The organism is Acidovorax soli (assembly GCF_900107605.1).
Taxonomy (GTDB): Bacteria; Pseudomonadota; Gammaproteobacteria; order Burkholderiales; family Burkholderiaceae_C; genus Acidovorax; species Acidovorax soli.
In genome coordinates this window covers 1-20,689 of sequence record NZ_FNQJ01000046.1, presented here as the reverse complement: position 1 = coordinate 20,689, position 20,689 = coordinate 1, and the positions used below count along the sequence as shown (strand labels likewise).

The 20,689-nt window shown below is 61.8% G+C and carries 19 protein-coding genes and 1 tRNA gene; 10 read left to right on the top strand and 10 right to left on the bottom strand.

The window, feature by feature from the left end:
- Positions 1 to 222 precede the first annotated feature (222 nt).
- Complete coding sequence (gene paeA / locus BLW02_RS18145) at positions 223 to 1,563, top strand: polyamine export protein PaeA (protein ID WP_092701261.1); 1,341 nt, start codon at positions 223 to 225, stop codon at positions 1,561 to 1,563.
- A gap of 28 nt (positions 1,564 to 1,591) precedes the next feature.
- Here the strand turns inward: paeA and BLW02_RS18140 are convergent, their stop codons facing one another.
- Together BLW02_RS18140 and BLW02_RS18135 are read right to left on the bottom strand one after the other, a co-directional pair.
- Entirely contained in the window at positions 1,592 to 2,269 is a 678-nt protein-coding gene (locus BLW02_RS18140; protein ID WP_092701258.1) for a lytic transglycosylase domain-containing protein, read from the bottom strand.
- The gene (locus tag BLW02_RS18135) at positions 2,266 to 4,008 is read right to left on the bottom strand and encodes a proline--tRNA ligase (RefSeq protein WP_092701255.1); all 1,743 of its coding nucleotides are present in this window, start codon (positions 4,006 to 4,008) and stop codon (positions 2,266 to 2,268) included. The genes BLW02_RS18140 and BLW02_RS18135 overlap by 4 nt, the downstream gene beginning before the upstream one ends.
- A gap of 91 nt (positions 4,009 to 4,099) precedes the next feature.
- On the opposite strand from BLW02_RS18135, the gene BLW02_RS18130 reads away from it, so the two are divergent.
- Positions 4,100 to 4,780 (top strand): RNA pyrophosphohydrolase, encoded by a 681-nt coding sequence (locus tag BLW02_RS18130; protein WP_092701252.1) that lies wholly within the window; start codon positions 4,100 to 4,102, stop codon positions 4,778 to 4,780.
- A gap of 107 nt (positions 4,781 to 4,887) precedes the next feature.
- Here the strand turns inward: BLW02_RS18130 and proB are convergent, their stop codons facing one another.
- From proB to rplU, 4 genes are all read right to left on the bottom strand, one after another.
- Entirely contained in the window at positions 4,888 to 6,027 is a 1,140-nt protein-coding gene (proB, locus tag BLW02_RS18125; RefSeq protein ID WP_092701249.1) for a glutamate 5-kinase, read from the bottom strand.
- A gap of 93 nt (positions 6,028 to 6,120) precedes the next feature.
- On the bottom strand, positions 6,121 to 7,191 hold the full coding sequence (gene cgtA, locus BLW02_RS18120) for an Obg family GTPase CgtA (protein ID WP_092701246.1): 1,071 nt from the start codon (positions 7,189 to 7,191) through the stop codon (positions 6,121 to 6,123).
- A gap of 166 nt (positions 7,192 to 7,357) precedes the next feature.
- Entirely contained in the window at positions 7,358 to 7,615 is a 258-nt protein-coding gene (gene rpmA, locus BLW02_RS18115) for a 50S ribosomal protein L27 (RefSeq protein WP_026437555.1), read from the bottom strand.
- A gap of 15 nt (positions 7,616 to 7,630) precedes the next feature.
- Positions 7,631 to 7,942 (bottom strand): 50S ribosomal protein L21, encoded by a 312-nt coding sequence (gene rplU, locus BLW02_RS18110; RefSeq protein ID WP_005794184.1) that lies wholly within the window; start codon positions 7,940 to 7,942, stop codon positions 7,631 to 7,633.
- Positions 7,943 to 8,174: 232 nt separating this feature from the next.
- On the opposite strand from rplU, the gene BLW02_RS18105 reads away from it, so the two are divergent.
- From BLW02_RS18105 to BLW02_RS18070, 8 genes are all read left to right on the top strand, one after another.
- Positions 8,175 to 9,104: a polyprenyl synthetase family protein gene (locus BLW02_RS18105; RefSeq protein WP_208859756.1), complete on the top strand. Its 930-nt coding sequence runs from the start codon at positions 8,175 to 8,177 to the stop codon at positions 9,102 to 9,104.
- A gap of 45 nt (positions 9,105 to 9,149) precedes the next feature.
- Positions 9,150 to 9,226 (top strand) — tRNA-Pro (locus BLW02_RS18100).
- Between the two features lie 125 nt (positions 9,227 to 9,351).
- Entirely contained in the window at positions 9,352 to 11,088 is a 1,737-nt protein-coding gene (pilB, locus tag BLW02_RS18095; protein WP_092701243.1) for a type IV-A pilus assembly ATPase PilB, read from the top strand.
- Positions 11,089 to 11,108: 20 nt separating this feature from the next.
- Positions 11,109 to 12,329 (top strand): type II secretion system F family protein, encoded by a 1,221-nt coding sequence (locus BLW02_RS18090; protein ID WP_092701240.1) that lies wholly within the window; start codon positions 11,109 to 11,111, stop codon positions 12,327 to 12,329.
- Complete coding sequence (locus BLW02_RS18085; protein ID WP_092701237.1) at positions 12,326 to 13,195, top strand: prepilin peptidase; 870 nt, start codon at positions 12,326 to 12,328, stop codon at positions 13,193 to 13,195. Before BLW02_RS18090 ends, BLW02_RS18085 begins: the two co-directional genes overlap by 4 nt.
- Before the next feature lie 2 nt (positions 13,196 to 13,197).
- Positions 13,198 to 13,806, top strand: coding sequence for a dephospho-CoA kinase (gene coaE, locus BLW02_RS18080; protein ID WP_092701234.1), 609 nt, complete (start codon positions 13,198 to 13,200; stop codon positions 13,804 to 13,806).
- Between the two features lie 88 nt (positions 13,807 to 13,894).
- A complete protein-coding gene (gene zapD / locus BLW02_RS18075; RefSeq protein WP_092701231.1) occupies positions 13,895 to 14,650 on the top strand; it encodes a cell division protein ZapD in 756 nt (251 codons plus the stop codon).
- 13 nt (positions 14,651 to 14,663) lie between these two features.
- Positions 14,664 to 14,882: a DNA gyrase inhibitor YacG gene (locus tag BLW02_RS18070; RefSeq protein WP_092701228.1), complete on the top strand. Its 219-nt coding sequence runs from the start codon at positions 14,664 to 14,666 to the stop codon at positions 14,880 to 14,882.
- Between the two features lie 81 nt (positions 14,883 to 14,963).
- Here the strand turns inward: BLW02_RS18070 and BLW02_RS18065 are convergent, their stop codons facing one another.
- The 4 genes from BLW02_RS18065 to secA all read right to left on the bottom strand — a co-directional run bounded on the left by BLW02_RS18065 (position 14,964) and on the right by secA (position 20,423).
- Positions 14,964 to 15,425: an NUDIX domain-containing protein gene (locus tag BLW02_RS18065; RefSeq protein WP_092701264.1), complete on the bottom strand. Its 462-nt coding sequence runs from the start codon at positions 15,423 to 15,425 to the stop codon at positions 14,964 to 14,966.
- The gene (locus BLW02_RS18060) at positions 15,415 to 16,287 is read right to left on the bottom strand and encodes an ATP-binding protein (protein WP_092701225.1); all 873 of its coding nucleotides are present in this window, start codon (positions 16,285 to 16,287) and stop codon (positions 15,415 to 15,417) included. Before BLW02_RS18060 ends, BLW02_RS18065 begins: the two co-directional genes overlap by 11 nt.
- A gap of 56 nt (positions 16,288 to 16,343) precedes the next feature.
- Positions 16,344 to 17,573: a bifunctional glutamate N-acetyltransferase/amino-acid acetyltransferase ArgJ gene (gene argJ / locus BLW02_RS18055; RefSeq protein ID WP_092701222.1), complete on the bottom strand. Its 1,230-nt coding sequence runs from the start codon at positions 17,571 to 17,573 to the stop codon at positions 16,344 to 16,346.
- 96 nt (positions 17,574 to 17,669) lie between these two features.
- Positions 17,670 to 20,423 carry a preprotein translocase subunit SecA gene (gene secA / locus BLW02_RS18050; protein WP_092701219.1) on the bottom strand — a complete coding sequence of 918 codons (2,754 nt, stop codon included), beginning with the start codon at positions 20,421 to 20,423 and terminating at the stop codon, positions 17,670 to 17,672.
- Positions 20,424 to 20,689: the final 266 nt, after the last annotated feature.

Genomic DNA, 20,689 nt, shown 5'->3' with positions numbered 1-20,689 from the left:
TGCAGCAGGATCGACAAAATAAAAAGGGAACGTGAAACACGTTCCCTTTTTACTGCCAATCAGATCAAGCCAAGCTTAACTGACTGGCATTGGCCCCCGGGCGGCCTTTTGCATGGCGGCAGCCGCTGGTGCGGCGCGGCCGGGGCCAGGCTGCGCACGCGCGCCGCTACACTCACAGGGCCCCGTGGCAGCGCCGCCCGGAGTTGCCCGTTGTCCACAACCATGACCCTGACCCAAAGCCTGCTCGTCATAGGCCTGCTCATCGCGGCCAGTGCCTTCTTTTCGATGGCCGAGATTTCGCTGGCTGCAGCGCGCCGGCTGCGCCTGCGCCAGATGGCGGACGAGGGCGATGCCCGCGCCGACCGGGTGCTGCGCCTGCAGGAGCAACCGGGCGACTATTTCACCGTGGTGCAGGTGGGCCAGAACGCGGTGGCCATCCTGGGGGGCATTGTGGGCGAAGGCGCACTGAGCCCGCATTTCACGGCATTGTTCGGGCTGTGGTTGTCAGAGGGCAGCGCGCAGAACCTCGGTTTTCTGGTGTCGTTCGTGGCCATCACCTCGCTGTTCATCCTGTTTTCCGACCTGTTCCCCAAACGCCTGGGTATGGCCGATCCAGAAAACACCGTGGTGCGGCTGGCGCAGCCCATGGTGTTTCTGATGACCTTGCTGCGCCCGCTGGTGTGGTTCTACAGCAAGGGCGCGGACGCCCTGTTTCGCCTGCTGGGAATGTCCTCGCTGCGGGACGACCGCATCACCTCCGACGACATCCTGGCGATGATGGAAGCCGGCGCGCGCGCGGGCGTGCTGGCTGCGCGCGAGCAGCAGGTCATCACCAACGTGTTCGAGCTGGACACGCGCACGGTGTCCAGTGCCATGTCCCCGCGCGACCGCGTGGCGTTCTTCCTGCGCGACGAACCGGACGCCGTCATCCGCCTGCGCATCGCGGCCGAGCCCTTCTCGACCTACCCGGTATGCGAGGGCGACATCGACCATGTGGTGGGCTACGTGGACGCCAAGGACCTGTTCCAGCGCGTGCTGAACAACCAGCCGATCTCGCTGGCCGACGACAGCCTGGTGCGCAAGGTGCTCATCGTGCCCGACCGGCTCACCCTGTCCGAGGTGCTGGAGCAGTTCCGCCAGGTGCACGAGGACTTTGCCGTGATCGTGAACGAATACAGCCTGGTGGTCGGCGTGGTCACGCTGAACGACGTGATGAGCACCGTGATGGGCGATCTGGTGGGCCCGGCCGATGAAGAGCTGATCGTGCGTCGCGACGAAAATTCATGGCTCATCGATGGCGTCACCCCGGTAGAAGACGTGCTGCACGCGCTGGGTCTCGATGAACTGCCGCACAGCGACGAGTACAAAACCCTGGCCGGCTTCCTGATGGTGATGCTGCGCCGCGTCCCCCGGCGCACCGACAACGTGGTCTGGGGCGGCTACAAGTTCGAGGTGCTGGACGTGGACAGCTTCCGCATCGACCAGGTGATGGTGTCACGCCTGACGCCTGTGCCGGCCGACAGTGGCAGCGCGGCAACCCCTGCAGAGCCGGCGGCACCGTAGATCTTGCGCCCCGCGCCACCCTGGTGCATCAGGCCGCTGCGGGTGTGTCGTTGAACAGCCAGTTGCGCTGCGCTCCAAACACGGCATCAGGATAGGGCGAGCGCCCCCGGCTGCCGTTGTAGCGACCCAGCGCCATGAACAGGTCGCCCCGTTCACGATCAATGTAGTGGCGCAGGATGACGCAGCCAAAGCGCAGGTTGGTCTGCATGTGAAACAGCTTGCCCGGGTCGCCGTCGCCGATCACGCGCGTCCAGAACGGCATGACCTGCATGTAGCCCCGCGCACCCACGCTGGACACGGCAAACTTGCGAAAGGCGCTCTCCACCTGGATGAGCCCCAAGACCAGCGAAACATCCAGCCCCGCACGCTTGGACTCGTACCACACGGTCTGCAGAAAATCGCGACGCACTTCCCACTCGGGTTTGCGGCGGCGCAGGCGGTCGCTCATGGTGCCCAGCCAGCGCAGGTAGTACAGCCGGGACTCGGTGGTGAAAAACTCCGGCTCGGGCGGCGCGTAGTTGCCCACGGCCGAGGCCAGCGCCGTGCGCACGGAATCCATCAAGGGTTCTTCCAGCTGCCCGCCTGCGTGGGCCTGCGCCGGCGCCACCAGCCATGCAGCCGGTGCGGCCAGCGACACCAGGCACGCACGGCGAGACACGCCGTTCAGGGCCGATATGCTGGCAGGCCGGTCTCGCTCGCTCGTCATACGGCCATACGCCCCTTCACATGGGCCAGAATGTCGGCGGCTGCCACCTTGGTGGCAGCCGCATCACGGCGGTGCTGGTACTCGACCACGCCTTCTTTGAGGCTCTTGTCGCCAATGGTCACGCGGTGCGGCACACCAATCAGCTCCCAGTCGGCAAACATGGCACCCGGGCGCTCGCCGCGGTCATCCAGGATCACGTCGACGCCGGCGGCCAGCAGATCGGCATAAAGCTGCTCGGCCGTGGCCTTGACGGCTTCGCTGCGGTCCATGCCCACCGGGCAGACCACCACGGTGAACGGCGCAATGGCGTCGGGCCAGATGATGCCGCGCTCGTCATGGTTCTGCTCGATGGCGGCGGCAGGCAGGCGCGTGACACCAATGCCGTAGCAGCCCATCTCCAGCGGCTGGGGCTTGCCGGTTTCGTCCAGGAAGGTCGCATTCATGGCCCGGCTGTACTTGGTTCCCAGGTAGAACACATGGCCCACCTCGATGCCACGCTCAATCGCCAGCTCCCCCTTGCCGTCGGGCGAGCGGTCGCCCGCCACCACGTTGCGCAGGTCGGCCACAGCATCCGGCTCGGGCAGGTCGCGGCCCCAGTTCACGCCGGTGATGTGGAAGTCGGGCGCATTGGCGCCGCAGATCCAGTCGGCCATCAGGGCGACTTCGCGGTCTGCCACGATCTTCAAAGGCTTCTTCAGGCCGATGGGGCCCAGGTAACCCGGCTTGCAGCCAAAGTGTTCGTCGATCTCACCCAGCGTGGCAAAGCGGAAGCCCGCCAGGCCGGGCACCTTGCCGACCTTGATCTCGTTCATGTCATGGTCGCCGCGCAGCAGCAGCAGCCAGACCTGGCTTTTGACGATCTCGCCCGCCTCATTGGTCTCGTCGGTGGCCAGAACCAGCGACTTGACGGTGGTGCTCAATGGCACGTCCAGCAGTTGCGCCACATCGGCGCAGGTGGCCTTGCCGGGGGTGGCGGTCTTTTCCATCGCCTTGGCGGGTGCTGGACGCGGACCCGCGGGCGCCAGGGCTTCGGCCTTTTCCATGTTGGCAGCGTAGTCGCTCCCCGGGCAATAGACGATGGCGTCCTCGCCCGTGGCGGCGATCACCTGGAACTCTTCGGAAAGGTCGCCACCGATGGCGCCGCTGTCGGCGGCCACGGCGCGGTAGGTCAGGCCGAAGCGGTCAAAGATGCGACGGTAGGCCTGCGCCATGACCTGGTAGCTGGCCTTGGCGGCCGCCTGGTCCTTGTCAAAGCTGTAGGCGTCTTTCATGGTGAATTCGCGGCCGCGCATGAGGCCGAAACGCGGACGGCGCTCGTCGCGGAACTTGGTCTGGATCTGGTAGAAGTTCTTCGGCAACTGCTTGTAGCTCTTGATCTCCTGGCGCGCAATGTCAGTGATCACTTCTTCGCTCGTAGGCTGCACCACAAAGTCGCGGCCATGGCGGTCCTGGATGCGCAGCAACTCGGGGCCCATCTTGTCAAACCGCCCCGTCTCCTGCCACAGCTCTGCCGGCTGCACCACGGGCATGGTCAGTTCCACGGCACCGGCACGGTTCATTTCCTCGCGCACGATGGCCTCGACCTTGCGAATCACCCGAAGGCCCATGGGCATGTAGTTGTAGATGCCTGCGCCCAGCTTCTTGATCAGACCTGCCCGCATCATGAGCTTGTGGCTGACCACTTCAGCGTCGGCCGGGGCTTCCTTGAGGGTGGAAATGAAGAATTGGGAGGCTTTCATCGGGATCGGCTTCGGGCGGAACGTAATGGTCCACTTGCCGCACAGTAGGCGCCGTGCATAATGGACACAGTTTAAAAATTGGGGTTTGATTATGCTTGACCGGGACGGCTTTCGGCCGAACGTCGGCATCATCCTGCTCAACCAGAAGAACCAGGTGTTCTGGGGCAAACGCATTCGCACCCACAGCTGGCAGTTTCCGCAAGGTGGCATCGACCGGGGCGAAACCCCCGAGCAGGCCATGTTCCGCGAGCTGCACGAAGAGGTGGGACTGCATCCCAACCATGTGCGCTTGGTCGCACGAACACGGGACTGGTTGCGCTATGAGGTGCCTGACCGGTACATCCGGCGCGACGCGCGCGGACATTACAAGGGCCAGAAACAAATCTGGTATCTGCTTCAGCTCGTGGGCCACGATTGGGATCTGAACCTGCGGGCCACCGACCATCCCGAGTTCGACGCTTGGCGCTGGCACGACTATTGGGTTCCACTGGATGTGGTGGTCGAGTTCAAACGGGGCGTCTATGAGATGGCCCTGACCGAGCTGGCCCGTTACCTTCCACGCCACGAACAGCGCAACCGGTACCTGCGCAGCGGCATGCGTGCGCGCGACACGGAGCCGCAAGGCAGCCCCATGCACCGTGCGGGCTCCCTGCTGTTGAACCCAGGGGTGGAACTGCCTCCGGGCGCAAGTTTTGACCCAGATCCGCAAAACAGTGCGCCGGCAGAACTGGGAGCCCTGCCGCTTCCCAAGCTGGTACCGCGACCGGTCTAGGGAGACTGCCGGGAAGAGCCCTTCGGCATGCAGGGCCTGCCGAAAGGCCAGATGGCGGCCTCCCCTGCGGCAAGCTGACCCAGCCCCCCTGGATCAGCAGGGAGCCATCAGCCTGTGGTCAGCACCAGGTTGTCGCGGTGCACCATTTCCGACTCTGCGACATAACCGAGCAGCTTTTCAAACTCGGAAGATGGCTTGCGGCACAAGAGCCGGGCTTCCGCGCTGGCGTAGTTGGCCAGCCCGCGTGCGATCTCCCGCCCCGACGGATCACGCACTGCAATCACTTCGCCGCGCGAGAAATCTCCCTCCACTGCCGTCATGCCGATGGGCAGCAAGCTCTTTCCCTCATCACGCAGCTTGGCTGCCGCACCGGCATCGACCACGACAGCGCCCCGCATCTGCAGGTGATCGGCCATCCACTGCTTGCGAGCCTGCTTTTTGGCCGTCTGGGCCACCAGCAAGGTGCCCAGCGCCTCGCCATGCACCAGACGCAGCAGCACGTTTTCTTCCCGCCCCCACGCGATCACGGTGGAAGCCCCGGATCCCGCCGCCCGCTTGGCGGCCAGGATTTTGGTGATCATCCCCCCTTTGCCAATGCTGGAGCCCGCCCCGCCGGCCATGGCTTCCAGGGCCGGATCACCCGCCTGGGCTTCGTGCACGAACTGCGCGGCCGGGTCTTTGCGAGGATCGGCCGTATAAAGACCTTTCTGGTCCGTGAGAATCACCAGCGCATCCGCCTCCACCAGATTGGCGACCAGCGCACCGAGGGTGTCGTTGTCGCCGAACTTGATTTCGTCATTGACCACGGTGTCGTTTTCGTTGATCACCGGCACCACGCCCAGACGCAGCAGGGTCAGCAGGGTCGAACGCGCATTGAGATACCGCTCACGGTCTGCGAGATCGGCGTGCGTGAGCAGCACCTGCGCACTGCCCATGCCCTGCTCGCGCAGCTTGGTCTCGTACATCTGCGCAAGTCCCATCTGTCCCACAGCGGCGGCGGCCTGCAGCTCGTGGATTTCCTGGGGGCGCGCCGTCCAGCCCAGGCGTTTCATGCCCTCAGCGATCGCGCCGCTGGACACCATCACCACCTCACGGGGCGCGCCGCCCTCGCCGCGCACCAGGGCCGCCAGTTGGCGGCTCCACTCGCCGATGGCGGCCTCATCCAGGCCGCGCCCCTCGTTGGTAACGAGACTGGAACCCACTTTCACCACAATGCGGCGGGCATCGCGCAATACGCTGGAAACCATTTTTTGAGCAGTTTTTACCACTAGCGCTTATGAATAAAGCGCCAACAGCTATTATAAATATAGCGAAATAAACAACACGAACAGCACATCCCGTCAGACGGGGGCATCTCCAGCAAACCGTGGATCCACTTCCTCCGGCTCGTTTTCGATGCGCTGCTCCGACTGCACATGGCGGAAGATGGCATGGATCAGCGGCTCGCAGCCCTCGCGTGTCAGCGCAGAAATCTCGAACACCGGCCCTTTCCACTTGAATCGCTTCACGAAATCTTTGACGCGGGCCTCCCGCTCATCGGCGGGCACCATGTCGAGCTTGTTCAGCACCAGCCAGCGCGGCTTGTCGTAGAGCTGCTGGTCGTATTTCTTCAGTTCGTTGACGATGGCCTTGGCCTGGGCCACAGGATCCACCGCGTCGTCAAATGGCGCCAGATCCACAATGTGCAGCAGCAGGCGGGTGCGCTGGAGGTGGCGCAAGAACTGGTGACCCAGCCCCGCCCCTTCCGAGGCACCCTCGATCAGACCAGGAATATCGGCCACCACAAAGCTCTGCTCGGGGCCCACGCGCACCACCCCCAGATTCGGATGCAACGTGGTGAAGGGGTAGTCGGCGATCTTGGGGCGCGCATTGGAAACCGCCGTGATGAAGGTGGACTTGCCCGCGTTCGGCATGCCCAGCAGGCCCACGTCGGCAAGCACCTTCAGCTCGAGTTTCAGGTTTTTCTTCTCGCCCGGCCATCCGGGCGTCTTCTGGCGTGGCGCCCGGTTGATGGCGCTTTTGAAACGCATGTTGCCAAAGCCGCCATCACCGCCCTTGGCGATGGTGATGACCTCGCCGGGATTGAGCAGCTCATAGAGCACCTCGCCCGTTTCCGCGTCGGTGATGATGGTGCCCACAGGCATCTTCAGGGTGATGTCCGAGCCCGCAGCGCCAAACATGTCGGAACCCATGCCGTGCTCGCCCCGCTTGGCTTCATGGCGGCGCGAATAACGGAAATCCACCAGCGTATTGAGATTGGGGTCGGCCACTGCAAACACATGCCCCCCGCGCCCTCCATCGCCCCCATTGGGACCGCCGAATTCCTTGTATTTTTCGTGCCGGAACGACACACAGCCATTGCCACCATCACCGGCAGCAATGTCAATATAGGCTTCATCGACGAACTTCATGGGGTATCCAGTTTACAAAAGAGCGCAAGCCAGGAAGCGAACCCTCCGGAAAGCACAAAGCCCCGTCCATGCGGGGCACGCGGGCCAGCACCATAGCACCGGCCAGCGCCTTAAACAACAAAGCCCCGACAGGGCGGGGCTTCGATTGCTGCCAGAGGAATCAACCTCAGGCGGGAGTCACATTGACCGTGTGCTTGGACAGCGCACCCTTGGTGCCAAACGACACATGGCCGTCCACCAGGGCAAACAAGGTGTGGTCCTTGCCCACGCCGACATTGCTGCCGGGGTGAAAGCGCGTACCGCGCTGGCGCACGATGATCGAGCCAGCACTGATCAGTTCACCACCGAACGCCTTGACACCCAGCATCTTTGGCTTGGAGTCGCGCCCGTTTCGCGTAGAGCCGCCGCCTTTTTTCTGTGCCATGACATCAGCTCCTTCTTAAGCAGCAATCGCACCGATTTGCAGCTCGGTGAACTGCTGGCGATGGCCTTGGCGTTTTTGATAGTGCTTGCGACGGCGCATCTTGAAGATGTGCACTTTGTCGTGCTTGCCGTGGGCCACGACAGTGGCTTTCACGGTTGCGCCGGACACCAGGGGAGTACCCACCTTCAGTTCAGCGCCGTTGCCGACAGCCAGAACCTGGTCGATCACAATTTCCTGGCCTACGTCCGCAGCAATCTGTTCTACTTTAATTTTTTCGCCGGAAGCAACGCGATACTGCTTGCCGCCGGTTTTTATGACCGCGTACATGTTGACCTCTTGATATGAGTTCTGCAGACGGATTTCCGCAGAGCCAAAAATTATACCACCAAGCACAAAAGCAGCCAACCCCTCTGCACGCGCCGAACTGCCGCGACATTGGCAATGGCCTGCCCCTGTGCGGTCCTTCCTATAATTCGCAGCACTTTCTGCGTGCCACTTCATCTTGACATCCCCCCTCACCCCCACCGCCACATCACCGCTGACGATCATCAACGACGACATGCGTGAAGTGGACAACGTCATAGCCCAGCGCCTGACATCCGGCGTGCCCCTGGTGGCGCAAATCTCCCAGTACATCATCGCCGCCGGAGGCAAGCGGCTGCGACCGGCACTGTTGCTGCTGATATGCGGCGCTCTCGGCTATCGGCAGCACCACCGTTTCAGCATGGCCGCCGTAGTCGAACTGATCCATACGGCCACCCTGCTGCACGACGACGTCGTGGATGCATCCACCCTGCGCAGAGGGCGCGCCACAGCCAACCAGACCTTCGGCAACCCTGCGAGCGTGTTGGTGGGCGATTTTCTGCATTCACGCTCATTTCAGATGATGGTGGAGACGGGAAAGATGCGCGTCATGGAAGTACTGTCTGAAGCCACCAATGTGATTGCCGAAGGCGAGGTATTGCAGTTGATGAACATGCACGATGCCTCCCTGGATGAGGCAGGTTACCTCCAGGTCATCCGCTCCAAGACCGCCAAGCTGTTTGAAGCCAGCGCACGGCTGGGCGCCATTCTTGCCGAAAGCCCCCCTGAAATCGAAGAGGCCTGCGCAATCTATGGGCAGGCCCTTGGCACGGCGTTCCAGATCATCGACGATGTACTTGACTATGACGGGGACACCCTGGAAATGGGGAAAAACCTTGGCGATGACCTGCGCGAAGGAAAGTCCACCCTGCCCCTCATCGTGGCCATGCAAAGAGGCACACCAGAACAGGCGGCCATCGTGCGACACGCCATTGAAGAGGGCTCCACAGATCGCCTTGACGATGTGGTGGCCATTGTACGAAGCACCGGAGCCCTGGAAGCAGCACGCACAGCGGCCTTCGCTGAAGCCCGTCGCGCCATGACTGCTGCCGAGCAACTGCCAAAGGGAGACTACTCAGCGAGCTTGCTACAATTGGCAGCTCAATTGCTTGAGCGCCGCGCCTGAATTCTGCCGAATCCAGCAGAATTTGTAATCAGCGGCGTCAATGCGCGGGGTGTAGCTTAGCCTGGTAGAGCGCTACGTTCGGGACGTAGAGGCCGGAGGTTCGAATCCTCTCACCCCGACCATTTTCCGCACCAATCAAGCAGCATTCCTCCAACTGTGGCAATCCTGCCAATTCGGCAGCGCTGTACAGGGCACGAGTGTTCGGGGATGATAGGATGGTTTTTTCACCACTAATTGCCCTGGTTAAATGGCCGTTGTCGATACCGCCCAGAAAGAAGCCTCTTCAGTAGCTCTCCCGGGATTGGGTCGCGCACTGATGTCTGCGGGAAAGCTGACACAAAAATCAGCCGAGGAAATTTACAAAAAGTCACAAAACAGCCGCACCAGCTTTATCGCTGAACTGACCGGCTCTGGCGTTGTTTCAGCTGCGGATTTGGCACATACCGTTTCGGCTGTTTTTGGTGCTCCATTGCTCGATCTGGACGCCATAGACCCCCAGCGCCTTCCCAAAGACCTCCTGGATGCAAAGATTTGCACCGCCTATCGGGTGGTTGTTCTCAGCAAACGAAACAACCGACTGATCGTTGCCACGGCGGACCCCACAGATCAAGAGGCCGCCGAAAAAATCAAATTCACCACCCAAATGGGGGTGGACTGGATTATTGCGGAATACGATAAATTAAACCGCTTGGTTGAAATCAGCACAAAATCCACGGGTGAAGCCATGGATACGCTGATCAGCGCTGGAAGTGATTTTGAATTTGATGATGTTGCAGTGGAAGAGGCCACTGAGAGCGCTGACGCGGCAACCGAAGTTGAAGATGCTCCCATCGTCAAGTTTCTCCACAAGATGCTGCTGGACGCATTCAACATGCGGGCATCCGATCTGCATTTCGAGCCCTACGAGCACCAATACCGGGTACGTTTTCGCATTGACGGTGAATTGCGCGAAATCGCGTCGCCTCCCATTGCCATCAAGGACAAACTAGCTTCCCGGATCAAGGTTATTTCCCGCCTCGACATTTCCGAAAAACGGGTGCCCCAGGATGGGCGCATGAAACTGAAGGTGGGGCCAGACCGGGTCATCGATTTTCGCGTCAGCACCTTGCCTACCCTGTTTGGCGAGAAAATCGTGATCCGTATTCTCGATCCCAGTAGCGCAAAACTAGGGATCGATGCACTCGGCTATGAGGCGGCGGAGAAGGAACGCCTGTTGACAGCAATTGGGCGTCCTTACGGAATGATTTTGGTCACGGGCCCCACGGGGTCGGGCAAGACCGTTTCGCTCTATACATGCTTGAATCTGCTCAACAAGTCTGGCGTCAATATCGCCACGGCCGAAGACCCCTCCGAAATCAACCTTCCCGGGGTCAACCAGGTCAACGTGAACGAAAAGGCGGGACTCACTTTTGCCGTCGCCCTCAAGTCTTTTCTGCGCCAAGACCCTGACATTATCATGGTGGGTGAAATTCGGGATCTGGAGACCGCCGATATTTCCATCAAAGCAGCTCAGACAGGGCACTTGGTACTGTCGACCTTGCATACCAATGACGCCCCCACCACGCTGACTCGCATGCGCAACATGGGGATTGCCCCCTTTAACATTGCCTCCAGCGTCATACTGATCACCGCCCAGCGCCTGGCGCGTCGGCTTTGCCCTATTTGCAAGACGCCTGCTGATATTCCACATGAGGCACTCGTGGATGCAGGCTACCCCGAGCACGAACTCGATGGCTCCTGGGTCACCTATCGCCCCGTTGGCTGCTCTGCCTGCAACAATGGATACAAGGGCCGTCTAGGGATCTATCAGGTGATGCCGATCTCTGAAGAGATTCAGCGCATCATCCTGCGCGACGGCAGTGCGCTCGAAATTGCGGAACAGGCCAAACTGGAGGGTGTGCGCTCCCTGCGTGATGCCGGGCTGCATAAAGCAAAGTTAGGTCTTACTTCTCTGGAAGAAGTGCTGGCAGTGACCAACGAATAATTCAAGAACGAGGGAGCATCATGGCAACCGCAGCATCCAAACGCGAAATCAAGGACTTTGTCTTTGAGTGGGAAGGCAAAGACCGCAACGGAAAGATTGTCCGGGGAGAAACGCGCGCAGTCGGTGAAAATCAGGTGCAGGCCATGCTGCGGCGGCAAGGTGTATTTCCCACCAAGATCAAGAAGCGCCGGATGCGCTCGGGCAAGAAGATCAAGCCCAAAGATATTGCACTGTTCACCCGCCAGCTCGCCACCATGATGAAGGCCGGAGTGCCTTTGCTGCAGGCATTCGACATCGTGGGACGAGGCAACACCAATGCCAGCGTGACCAAGTTGCTCAACGATGTGCGTTCGGACGTCGAAACCGGCACCTCCTTGAATGGTGCATTTCGCAAATACCCCATGTATTTCGACAGCCTGTATTGCAACCTGGTCGAGGCGGGTGAGGCAGCGGGCATTCTGGAAGCGCTTCTCGATCGCCTGGCGCTTTATATGGAGAAGACCGAAGCCATCAAATCCAAGATCAAATCGGCACTGATGTACCCGATCTCGGTGGTGATCGTGGCATTTGTGGTGGTCACCGTGATCATGATTTTTGTGATTCCGGCCTTCAAGGAAGTATTCACCTCGTTCGGTGCCGATTTGCCTGCCCCTACCCTGTTCGTCATGGCGATCAGCGAAGTATTCGTCCAGTGGTGGTGGCTGATTTTCGGTGTACTGGGTGGAGGTTTTTACTTTTTCATGCAGGCCTGGCGCCGAAGTGAGAAAGTCCAGATGTTCATGGACCGCCTGATGCTGCGCATGCCCGTTTTTGGTGCGCTGGTCGAAAAGTCCTGCGTGGCCCGCTGGACCCGTACCCTCTCGACCATGTTTGCCGCGGGCGTGCCCTTGGTGGAAGCTCTCGATTCCGTGGGGGGCGCAGCCGGCAATTCGGTCTATTCCATGGCGACCGACAAGATTCAGCAAGAAGTTTCTACCGGAACGAGCCTGACAGCTGCCATGGGCAATGCCAATATCTTTCCGTCCATGGTGCTGCAGATGTGCGCCATTGGGGAAGAGTCAGGGTCCATTGACCACATGCTGGGCAAGGCGGCAGACTTCTATGAAGCGGAAGTGGATGACATGGTGGCCGGACTGTCCAGCCTGATGGAACCCATCATCATCGTGTTTCTGGGCACGCTGATTGGGGGCATTGTGGTGTCGATGTATCTGCCGATCTTCAAGTTGGGTCAGGTCGTTTGATCGTGGATATCTTGGCAGAACCCGCCATTGCGGGCCTTGTGGGTCTGCTGCTGGGCAGCTTTCTCAATGTGGTGATTCACCGCTTGCCCCAGATGATGGAGCGCCAATGGGCGCAGGAGCACGCGGCATTCGCGGCCGGCACGGATGCCCCGCCAACGCCCGGCACCGAGGCGGCTTTCAATCTGTGCACGCCCCGCTCGCGTTGTCCGGCGTGCGGGCATGCGGTGCAGTGGTATGAAAACATCCCGGTGCTGAGCTATCTTTTTCTGCGGGGTCGCTGCTCTGCGTGCAAGGTGCGCATCAGCGCACGCTACCCCCTGGTGGAGATCCTGACGGGCGTGCTTTTCGCATTCTGCGCCCACCGGTGGGGGTTCACTGCCACAGGTCTGGCATGGGCCGGTTTTTCTGCCGCCATGGTGGCACTGGCGTTCATCGACTGGGACACTACCCTGCTGCCTGACGACATCACCCTGCCCTTGCTGTGGGCTGGCTTGATCGCGTCGGCCATGCACTGGATCGACGTTCCCCTGCTGGCGTCCGTGACGGGTGCCGCTGCCGGCTACCTCTCCCTGTGGCTGGTGTACTGGGCCTTCAAGCTGGCCACCGGCAAGGAAGGCATGGGATATGGCGATTTCAAGCTCTTTGCTGCCCTGGGCGCCTGGTTCGGCTGGCAGGCCCTGGTTCCCATCATTTTGATGTCTTCCGTGATCGGGGCCCTGGTCGGGATCGGTCTCAAGGTATTCAACAACCTGCGTGAAGGCGGTTATGTACCTTTCGGCCCTTTCCTCGTGGGTGCCGGCTTGACGGCCATGGTGTTCGGGCCCCAGGCCATGTTGCAAACGGTGCTGAACCTGTTCGGGTTGTGAGCATGCAGCGGCCAGTGCACGTGGGTCTGACCGGGGGCATTGGCAGCGGCAAAAGCACGCTCGGACAGATGCTTCAGTCCTGCGGGGCAGCGCTGATGGATGCGGATGCCATCGCCCGCTCGGTTACCGCACCCGGTGGAGCCGCGATTGGCGACATCCGGACCGCCTTTGGACCGGAGGCCATCGACTCCACCGGCGCCATGGACCGCGCCCGCATGCGGACGCTGGCATTTTCCAGCCCCCAGGCACGCGCCCAGCTCGAAGCCATCGTGCATCCCTGGGTGACCCGGCTGAGCGAGCAGCAAGCCCGGGACGCCGCGGCCGCCGGACATCGCGCCATCGTCTTCGACATCCCCCTGCTGGTGGAGTCGGGCCGCTGGGCGCGCAAGCTCGACGCCGTGGTGGTGGTGGATTGCAGCACCGAAACGCAGATCCACCGTGTCATGGCGCGCAATGGGCTGCAGCGCGCGGCAGTACAGGCCATTCTGGATACGCAGGCATCCCGCCAGGCCCGTCGGGCCGCAGCAGATGCCATCGTGGTGAACGATGGCATTTCGCTGGAGGCACTGCGAGGCCATGCAACGCAGCTTGCGCGCCTGTTCGGGCTATGATGATGCGTTGGAGCCTGTTTGTGCTGCCTTTCCATGCCGTGCGCCACCGGCGTCAGAACATCCACTGAGCTCCCAGGAATCCGCCAGCGTGATCCTTTACGAATACCCCTTTAACGAACGCATCAGAACCTACCTGCGACTGGAACAGTTGTTTCGCAGGCTGGGTGAATTGATTCCCCGCCAGCACCCGCTGGACCACCACTTTGCCCTGGTCACCATCTTCGAAATCATGGACGTGGCGGCGCGTGCCGACCTGAAATCCGACGTTCTCAAAGATATCGAGAAACACAAGCACCAGCTCGACAGCTACCGGGGCAATCCCTCGATTTCCGAGGCGGCACTGGATGCTGTGGTCGCTCAGCTGGACCACTGCTTTACATCGCTCAACCAGCAAACCGGCAAGGCAGGCCATGCCCTGACCGAAAACGACTGGCTGATGAGCATCCGCAGCCGCGTGGGCATCCCTGGCGGCACCTGCGGGTTTGATCTGCCGGCCTACTACACCTGGCAACACAAGGAAGTGGCGGTGCGCCAGCAGGCACTGGAGCAATGGGCCTCCACCCTTGCACCGCTGGCCGAGTCGATTTACGTGCTGCTCAAGCTGCTGCGGGACTCGGGGGTGCCCCAAAAGGTGGCCGCCGAGCGTGGCCAGTTCCAGCAAAACCTTCCGCAGGGCCGCACATTCCAGCTGCTGCGCCTGCGCATCGACCCCGCACTGGAGCTGATCCCGGAGATCAGCGGCAATCGCCTCATTGTGTCGGTGCGCCTGATGCGGCAGGAACCCGATGGACACCTGCAATCGTCCACCGACGATGCCGCGTTCGAGCTCACGCTCTGCGCCTGAAGAAGGCCTGCCAATGGCAACCCAACTCCCGCCGGGTGAAGTCACCCGCCATGTCACCTGCCCCCAGTGCGGCGGCGACAGCATCTACAGCACGCAAAACCCCTTTCGGCCCTTTTGCAGCGAGCGCTGCAAGCAGATGGACCTGGGCGCCTGGGCCAGCGAGGACTTTCGCATGCCTACCGAGGCGCCTCCTGACGACGCACCGTATGGCGATCCCCGCCTGCAGCACTGAGGGATATCGACTGCATACAGCGCTGAATAACAGGAAAATCAGACTCTAGAGCCTATCCATAATGAATTTACAGCTATTTATTTAATAGCTATCCAAAGAAAACTTCTGGCCACGCTCTTCGGCCAGCCATTGCAGTACCGGGTACGCACCGGGCAACACCGGCGCCACAGTCAGTGGCATCTGCTGCCAGGCCATGGTCTGGCCTTCGCGCATCTCGAACGCACCCGACCACTCCCGCACCTTGCACCAATGCAGGCGCACCAGGGCATGCGGGTAGTCGTGCTCGGTCACCTTCCAGACGCTGGCGGGGCCGATGGTCACGCCGAGCTCCTCGATCAGCTCGCGGCGCAGCGCCTGCTCCACCGTCTCGCCCGCCTCCAGCTTGCCGCCCGGAAACTCCCAATAGCCCGCATAGGGCTTGCCGGGCGGGCGCGTGGACAGGAGCATCGCACCATCGGCTCGCAGCAGGATGCCCACGGCAACCTCGGTGTGCGCGCGGTCGGCGGTGCCGGCCGCATCAGGATGAACCGTGTCAGCCACCATGCCGCCCCGCATAGTCGCGCGCAAACTGGTAGGCCACGCGGCCGCTGCGCGAACCGCGCTCCAGCGCCCAGACCAGCGCCTCGGGCCGGGCCGCCGCGATGGCTGCCGCCGAAACGCCGAGCGACGCCAGCCACTGGGCCACGATGGTCAGGTATTCATCCTGGCTGAATGGATAGAAACTGACCCACAGGCCAAAGCGCTCCGACAGGGAAATCTTTTCCTCGACCGCCTCGCCAGGGTGCACCTCGCCGTCATCGGTGTGCGTGTAGCTGCGGTTTTCTGCCATGTACTCGGGCACCAGGTGGCGCCGGTTGCTGGTGGCATAAATCAGCACATTGGGCGTTGCGGCGGCCACCGAGCCATCGAGGATGGACTTGAGCGCCTTGTAGCCCGGCTCGCCGTCTTCAAAACTCAGGTCATCACAGAAGACGATGAATTTCTCGGGCCGCTCCGACACCACGTCCACGATGTCGGGCAGGTCGGTGAGGTCGGCCTTGTCCACCTCGATCAGGCGCAGGCCCTGGGCCGCGTGGGCATTCAGACAGGCCTTGATGAGCGAAGACTTGCCCGTGCCACGTGCGCCGGTCAGCAGCACGTTGTTGGCCGGTTTGCCCTGCACGAACTGCTGGGTGTTGCGCTCGATCTTTTCTTTTTGCCCGTCGATCTCCTGGAGGTCGGTCAGCTGTATCGCTGCCACATGGCGCACGGGCTCCAGGCTGCCATGGCCGCTGCTGCGCTTGCGATAGCGCCAGGCAATGGAAGCCGACCAGTCGGGCGCGCCCAGAGGCTGCGGCAGCACGGACTCGATGCGGGCGATGAGCTGCTCGGCGCGCTCGATCAGGTGTTCAAATTTTTGATTCATTTTTGGCATCCAGCGCTTATCCAGCAAGCGCCAGCAGCTGGCAAGGCAGGAGTATTTCAGGAGCGGTAATCTGCATTGATGGTGACGTATTCGTGGCTGAAATCGCAGGTCCACACCGTGTCCACCGCACCACCGCGGCCCAGCAGCACGCGCACGGTGATTTCGCTTTGCTTCATCACGCGCTGACCGTCTTCCTCGCGGTAGGCGGGGTTGCGCCCACCATGCACCGCCACATGCACGTCGTCCAGGTAGAGATCGATGCCGGTCTGGTCCAGGTCGTCGATTCCTGCATAGCCTACGGCCGCCAGGATGCGGCCCAGATTCGGGTCGCTGGCGAAGAAAGCCGTCTTGACCAGCGGCGAATGGGCGATGGCATAGGCCACCTTGCGGCACTCCTCGCCTGTCTTGCCACCTTCGACACGCACGGTGATGAACTTGGTGGCGCCTTCACCGTCGCGCACGATGGCCTGGGCCAGCTTTTGCGCCACGCCCAGCATGGCCGCCTTGAGGGCCTGCCCCTCGACGCTGGCCAGCGTGGTGACAGGGCTGTGCGCTGCCTTGTTGGTGGCCACCACCACGAACGAATCGTTGGTGGAGGTGTCGCCGTCGATGGTGACGCGGTTGAACGAGCCATCGGCCAGTTCGCGCGCCAGCTGCTGCATCACGGCAGGCGCAACGCAGGCGTCCGTGGCCAGAAAGCCCAGCATGGTGGCCATGTTGGGGCGGATCATGCCCGCGCCCTTGCTGATGCCGGTGATGGACACGGTGGCCCCACCGATCTGCACCTGGGCCGAGAAAGCCTTGGGCAGGGTGTCGGTGGTCATGATGCCCTCGGCCGCACGCGCCCAGTGGCCGGGCTGCGCATCGGCAATGGCAGCGGGCAGACCGGCTTCAATGCGGTCGTTGGGCAGTGGCTCCATGATCACGCCGGTGGAGAACGGCAGGATCTGCTCGGGCGCCACGCTCAGCTGGCGTGCGAGCGCAATGCAGGTGGAACGTGCGCGCGCCAGGCCGTCGGTACCGGTGCCCGCGTTGGCGTTGCCGGTGTTGATGACCATGGCACGGATGGATTGACCGCGGCCCAGATGCTCGCGGCTGATCTGCACCGGGGCCGCGCAAAAGCGGTTCTGCGTGAACACGCCAGCCACGCTGGCGCCTTCGTCCAGCAGGAACACGGTGAGATCCTTGCGGCTGGCTTTGCGGATACCGGCTTCGGCAACGCCGATGCGGACGCCGGCAATCGGGTGCAGATCGGCGGCAACGGGGGCAAGTAGATTGACGGGCATGGTGGTCTTTCTCAAAAACTGCGTTGGATTATCCGGAAAACCGTGGTGCGCAAATGAAGACACGGGCCGCGGCCCGTGTCGTTTGGTTCCATTCAATCAGGCCAGCTTGCCGTGGCACTGCTTGTACTTCTTGCCACTGCCGCAAGGGCAGGGATCATTGCGCCCCACGCGAACGCCTTGCGGCAAGGCCTGGTCCATCGTCTGGGCATCGACCGTGGTCTCCACCTCACCCGTTTCGGTGGGCGCCGTGTAGGTCACATTGGCAATGCTTTCCGCACGGCTTTCCATGTCCTGCGCGGCCTGGTCCAGCTGCGCTGGCGACTGCACCTGCACGGTCATGAGGATCTTGGTGACCTCGTTCTTGACCTGGTCGATGAGCTGGCGGAACAGCTCGAACGCCTCGCGCTTGTATTCCTGCTTGGGCTGCTTTTGCGCATAACCGCGCAGGTGAATGCCCTGGCGCAGGTAGTCGAGCGCGCTCAGGTGGTCACGCCAGTTGGAGTCAAAGCTCTGCAGCAGCACCACGCGTTCGAACTGGGTGAAGTTGTCGCGCCCCACCTGTTCGATCTTGGCGTCGAACGACGCATGTGCAGCCTGAAGCACCTTGTCCAGAATCTCGTCGTCGGTGATGCTGTGCGCGCCCTCCACCTCCTTTTGCAACGCAATCGAAACCTGCCATTCGTCGGCCAGGACCTTTTCGAGGGCAGGCAGGTTCCACTGCTCCTCCACCGATTCCGCGGGAACATACAAACGCACCAGATCGGTCATGCAGTCCTCGCGCATGGCGGCAATCACGTCGGACAGTTCGGCGGCATCGAGGATGTCGTTGCGCTGCTGGTAGATGACCTTGCGCTGGTCGTTGGCCACATCGTCGTACTCGAGCAGCTGCTTGCGGATGTCGAAGTTGCGGGCTTCGACCTTGCGCTGGGCCGACTCGATGCTGCGCGTGACAATGCCCGCCTCGATGGCCTCGCCATCGGGCATCTTCAGGCGGTCCATGATGGCCTTGACGCGGTCGCCCGCGAAGATGCGCATCAGCGAATCATCGAGGCTCAGGTAAAAGCGCGACGAACCCGGGTCGCCCTGGCGGCCCGAACGGCCCCGCAGCTGGTTGTCGATGCGGCGCGACTCATGGCGCTCGGTGGCGATGATGCGCAGCCCGCCCAGTTCCTTTACCTTCTCGTGGTCGCGCGCCCATTCGGCGCGCACTTCGGCGATGCGGGCCTGCCGGGTGGCTTCATCCAGCGTCTCGTCCGTCTCCACGGCAGCCACCAGCTTTTCGATGTTGCCACCCAGCACGATGTCGGTGCCGCGGCCCGCCATGTTGGTGGCAATGGTGATCATGCCGGCGCGTCCGGCCTGGGCCACGATGTCCGCCTCGCGGGCATGCTGCTTGGCATTGAGCACCTGGTGGGGCAGGTTTTCCTTGTTCAGAAGCTGGTCGATGATCTCGGAGTTCTCGATCGACGTGGTGCCTACCAGCACGGGCTGGCCGCGCTCATGGCACTCGCGGATGTCCTTGATGGCCGCCTCGTATTTCTCGCGCGTGGTCTTGTACACGCGGTCGAGCTGGTCATCGCGCCGGCTGGGGCGGTTGGGTGGAATGACCACGGTTTCCAGGCCGTAGATTTCCTGGAACTCATAGGCTTCGGTATCGGCCGTTCCGGTCATCCCGGCGAGCTTGCTGTACAAGCGGAAGTAGTTCTGGAACGTGATGGACGCCAGCGTCTGGTTCTCGGCCTGGATGGCCACGCCCTCCTTGGCTTCCACGGCCTGGTGCAGGCCTTCGCTCCAGCGGCGACCCGACATCAGGCGGCCGGTGAACTCGTCCACGATGACGATCTCGCCGTTCTGCACCACGTAGTGCTGGTCGCGGTGGTACAGGTGGTTGGCCCGCAGCGCCGCATACAGATGGTGCATCAGCGTGATGTTGGCCGGGTCATACACCGACGCGCCTTCGGCGATCAGGCCCTGGGCAGCCAGGATGCGCTCGGCGCTTTCATGGCCCTGCTCGGTCAGGAATACCTGGTGGGTTTTTTCGTCCAGCGTGAAATCGCCGGGTTTGGTCACACCCTCGCCGGTGCGCGGATCGGCTTCGCCTTCCTGGCGCACCAGCAGTGGCACCACCTTGTTCATGGCGATGTACATCGCCGTATGGTCCTCGGCCTGGCCGCTGATGATGAGCGGCGTGCGCGCCTCGTCGATCAGGATGGAGTCCACCTCGTCCACGATGGCGAAGTTGAGGCCATGCTGCACGCGGTCCCGTGCCTCATAGACCATGTTGTCGCGCAGGTAGTCGAACCCATATTCGTTGTTCGTGCCGTAGGTGATGTCTGCGGCGTAGGCGGCCTGCTTTTCTTCGCGCGGCATGTTGGGCAGATTGATGCCCACCGTCAGCCCCAGGAAGTTGTAAAGACGCCCCATCCACATGGCATCCCGGTTGGCCAGGTAGTCGTTCACCGTGACCACATGAACGCCCTTACCTGACAGTGCATTCAGGTAGACCGGCAAGGTGGCGGTGAGGGTCTTGCCCTCCCCCGTGCGCATTTCCGCGATTTTCCCGTAGTGCAATGCCATGCCGCCGAGCAGCTGCACATCGAAATGGCGCATCTTCATGATGCGCTTGGAGCCCTCTCGCACCACGGCGAATGCCTCCGGCAACATGTCGTCAAGCGACTCACCTTTGGCCACACGCTCCTTGAATTCCAGCGTCTTGGCGCGCAGCGCGTCATCGGTCAGCTTCTCATAGTCGGGCTCCATCGCATTGATGCGGGCAACCGTTTTGCGATATTGCTTGAGGAGCCGGTCATTGCGGCTGCCGAATAATTTGGTAAGGAAGTTGGTGGCCATGCGAACAGGACCGCCTGACATGCGCCGAAAAGCATGTGAGACGACCGAAACCCCTAAGATGAATTGATTTCAGGTGGGTCGGTTGCCCCCGATTGCAAGCACTGCAATGCCAGGCAACAAACTCCGGACCGATGATTTTACCTGCCTGGTGCCAAGACTCCCGGCACCGCACCCCGATGGCCAGGTCAAATTCCCCCACCCTTGGCCACCCCAAATTCCCCCAGGCAGGACGACCAGATTATGACGACTCGGGTGTGATGGCGATG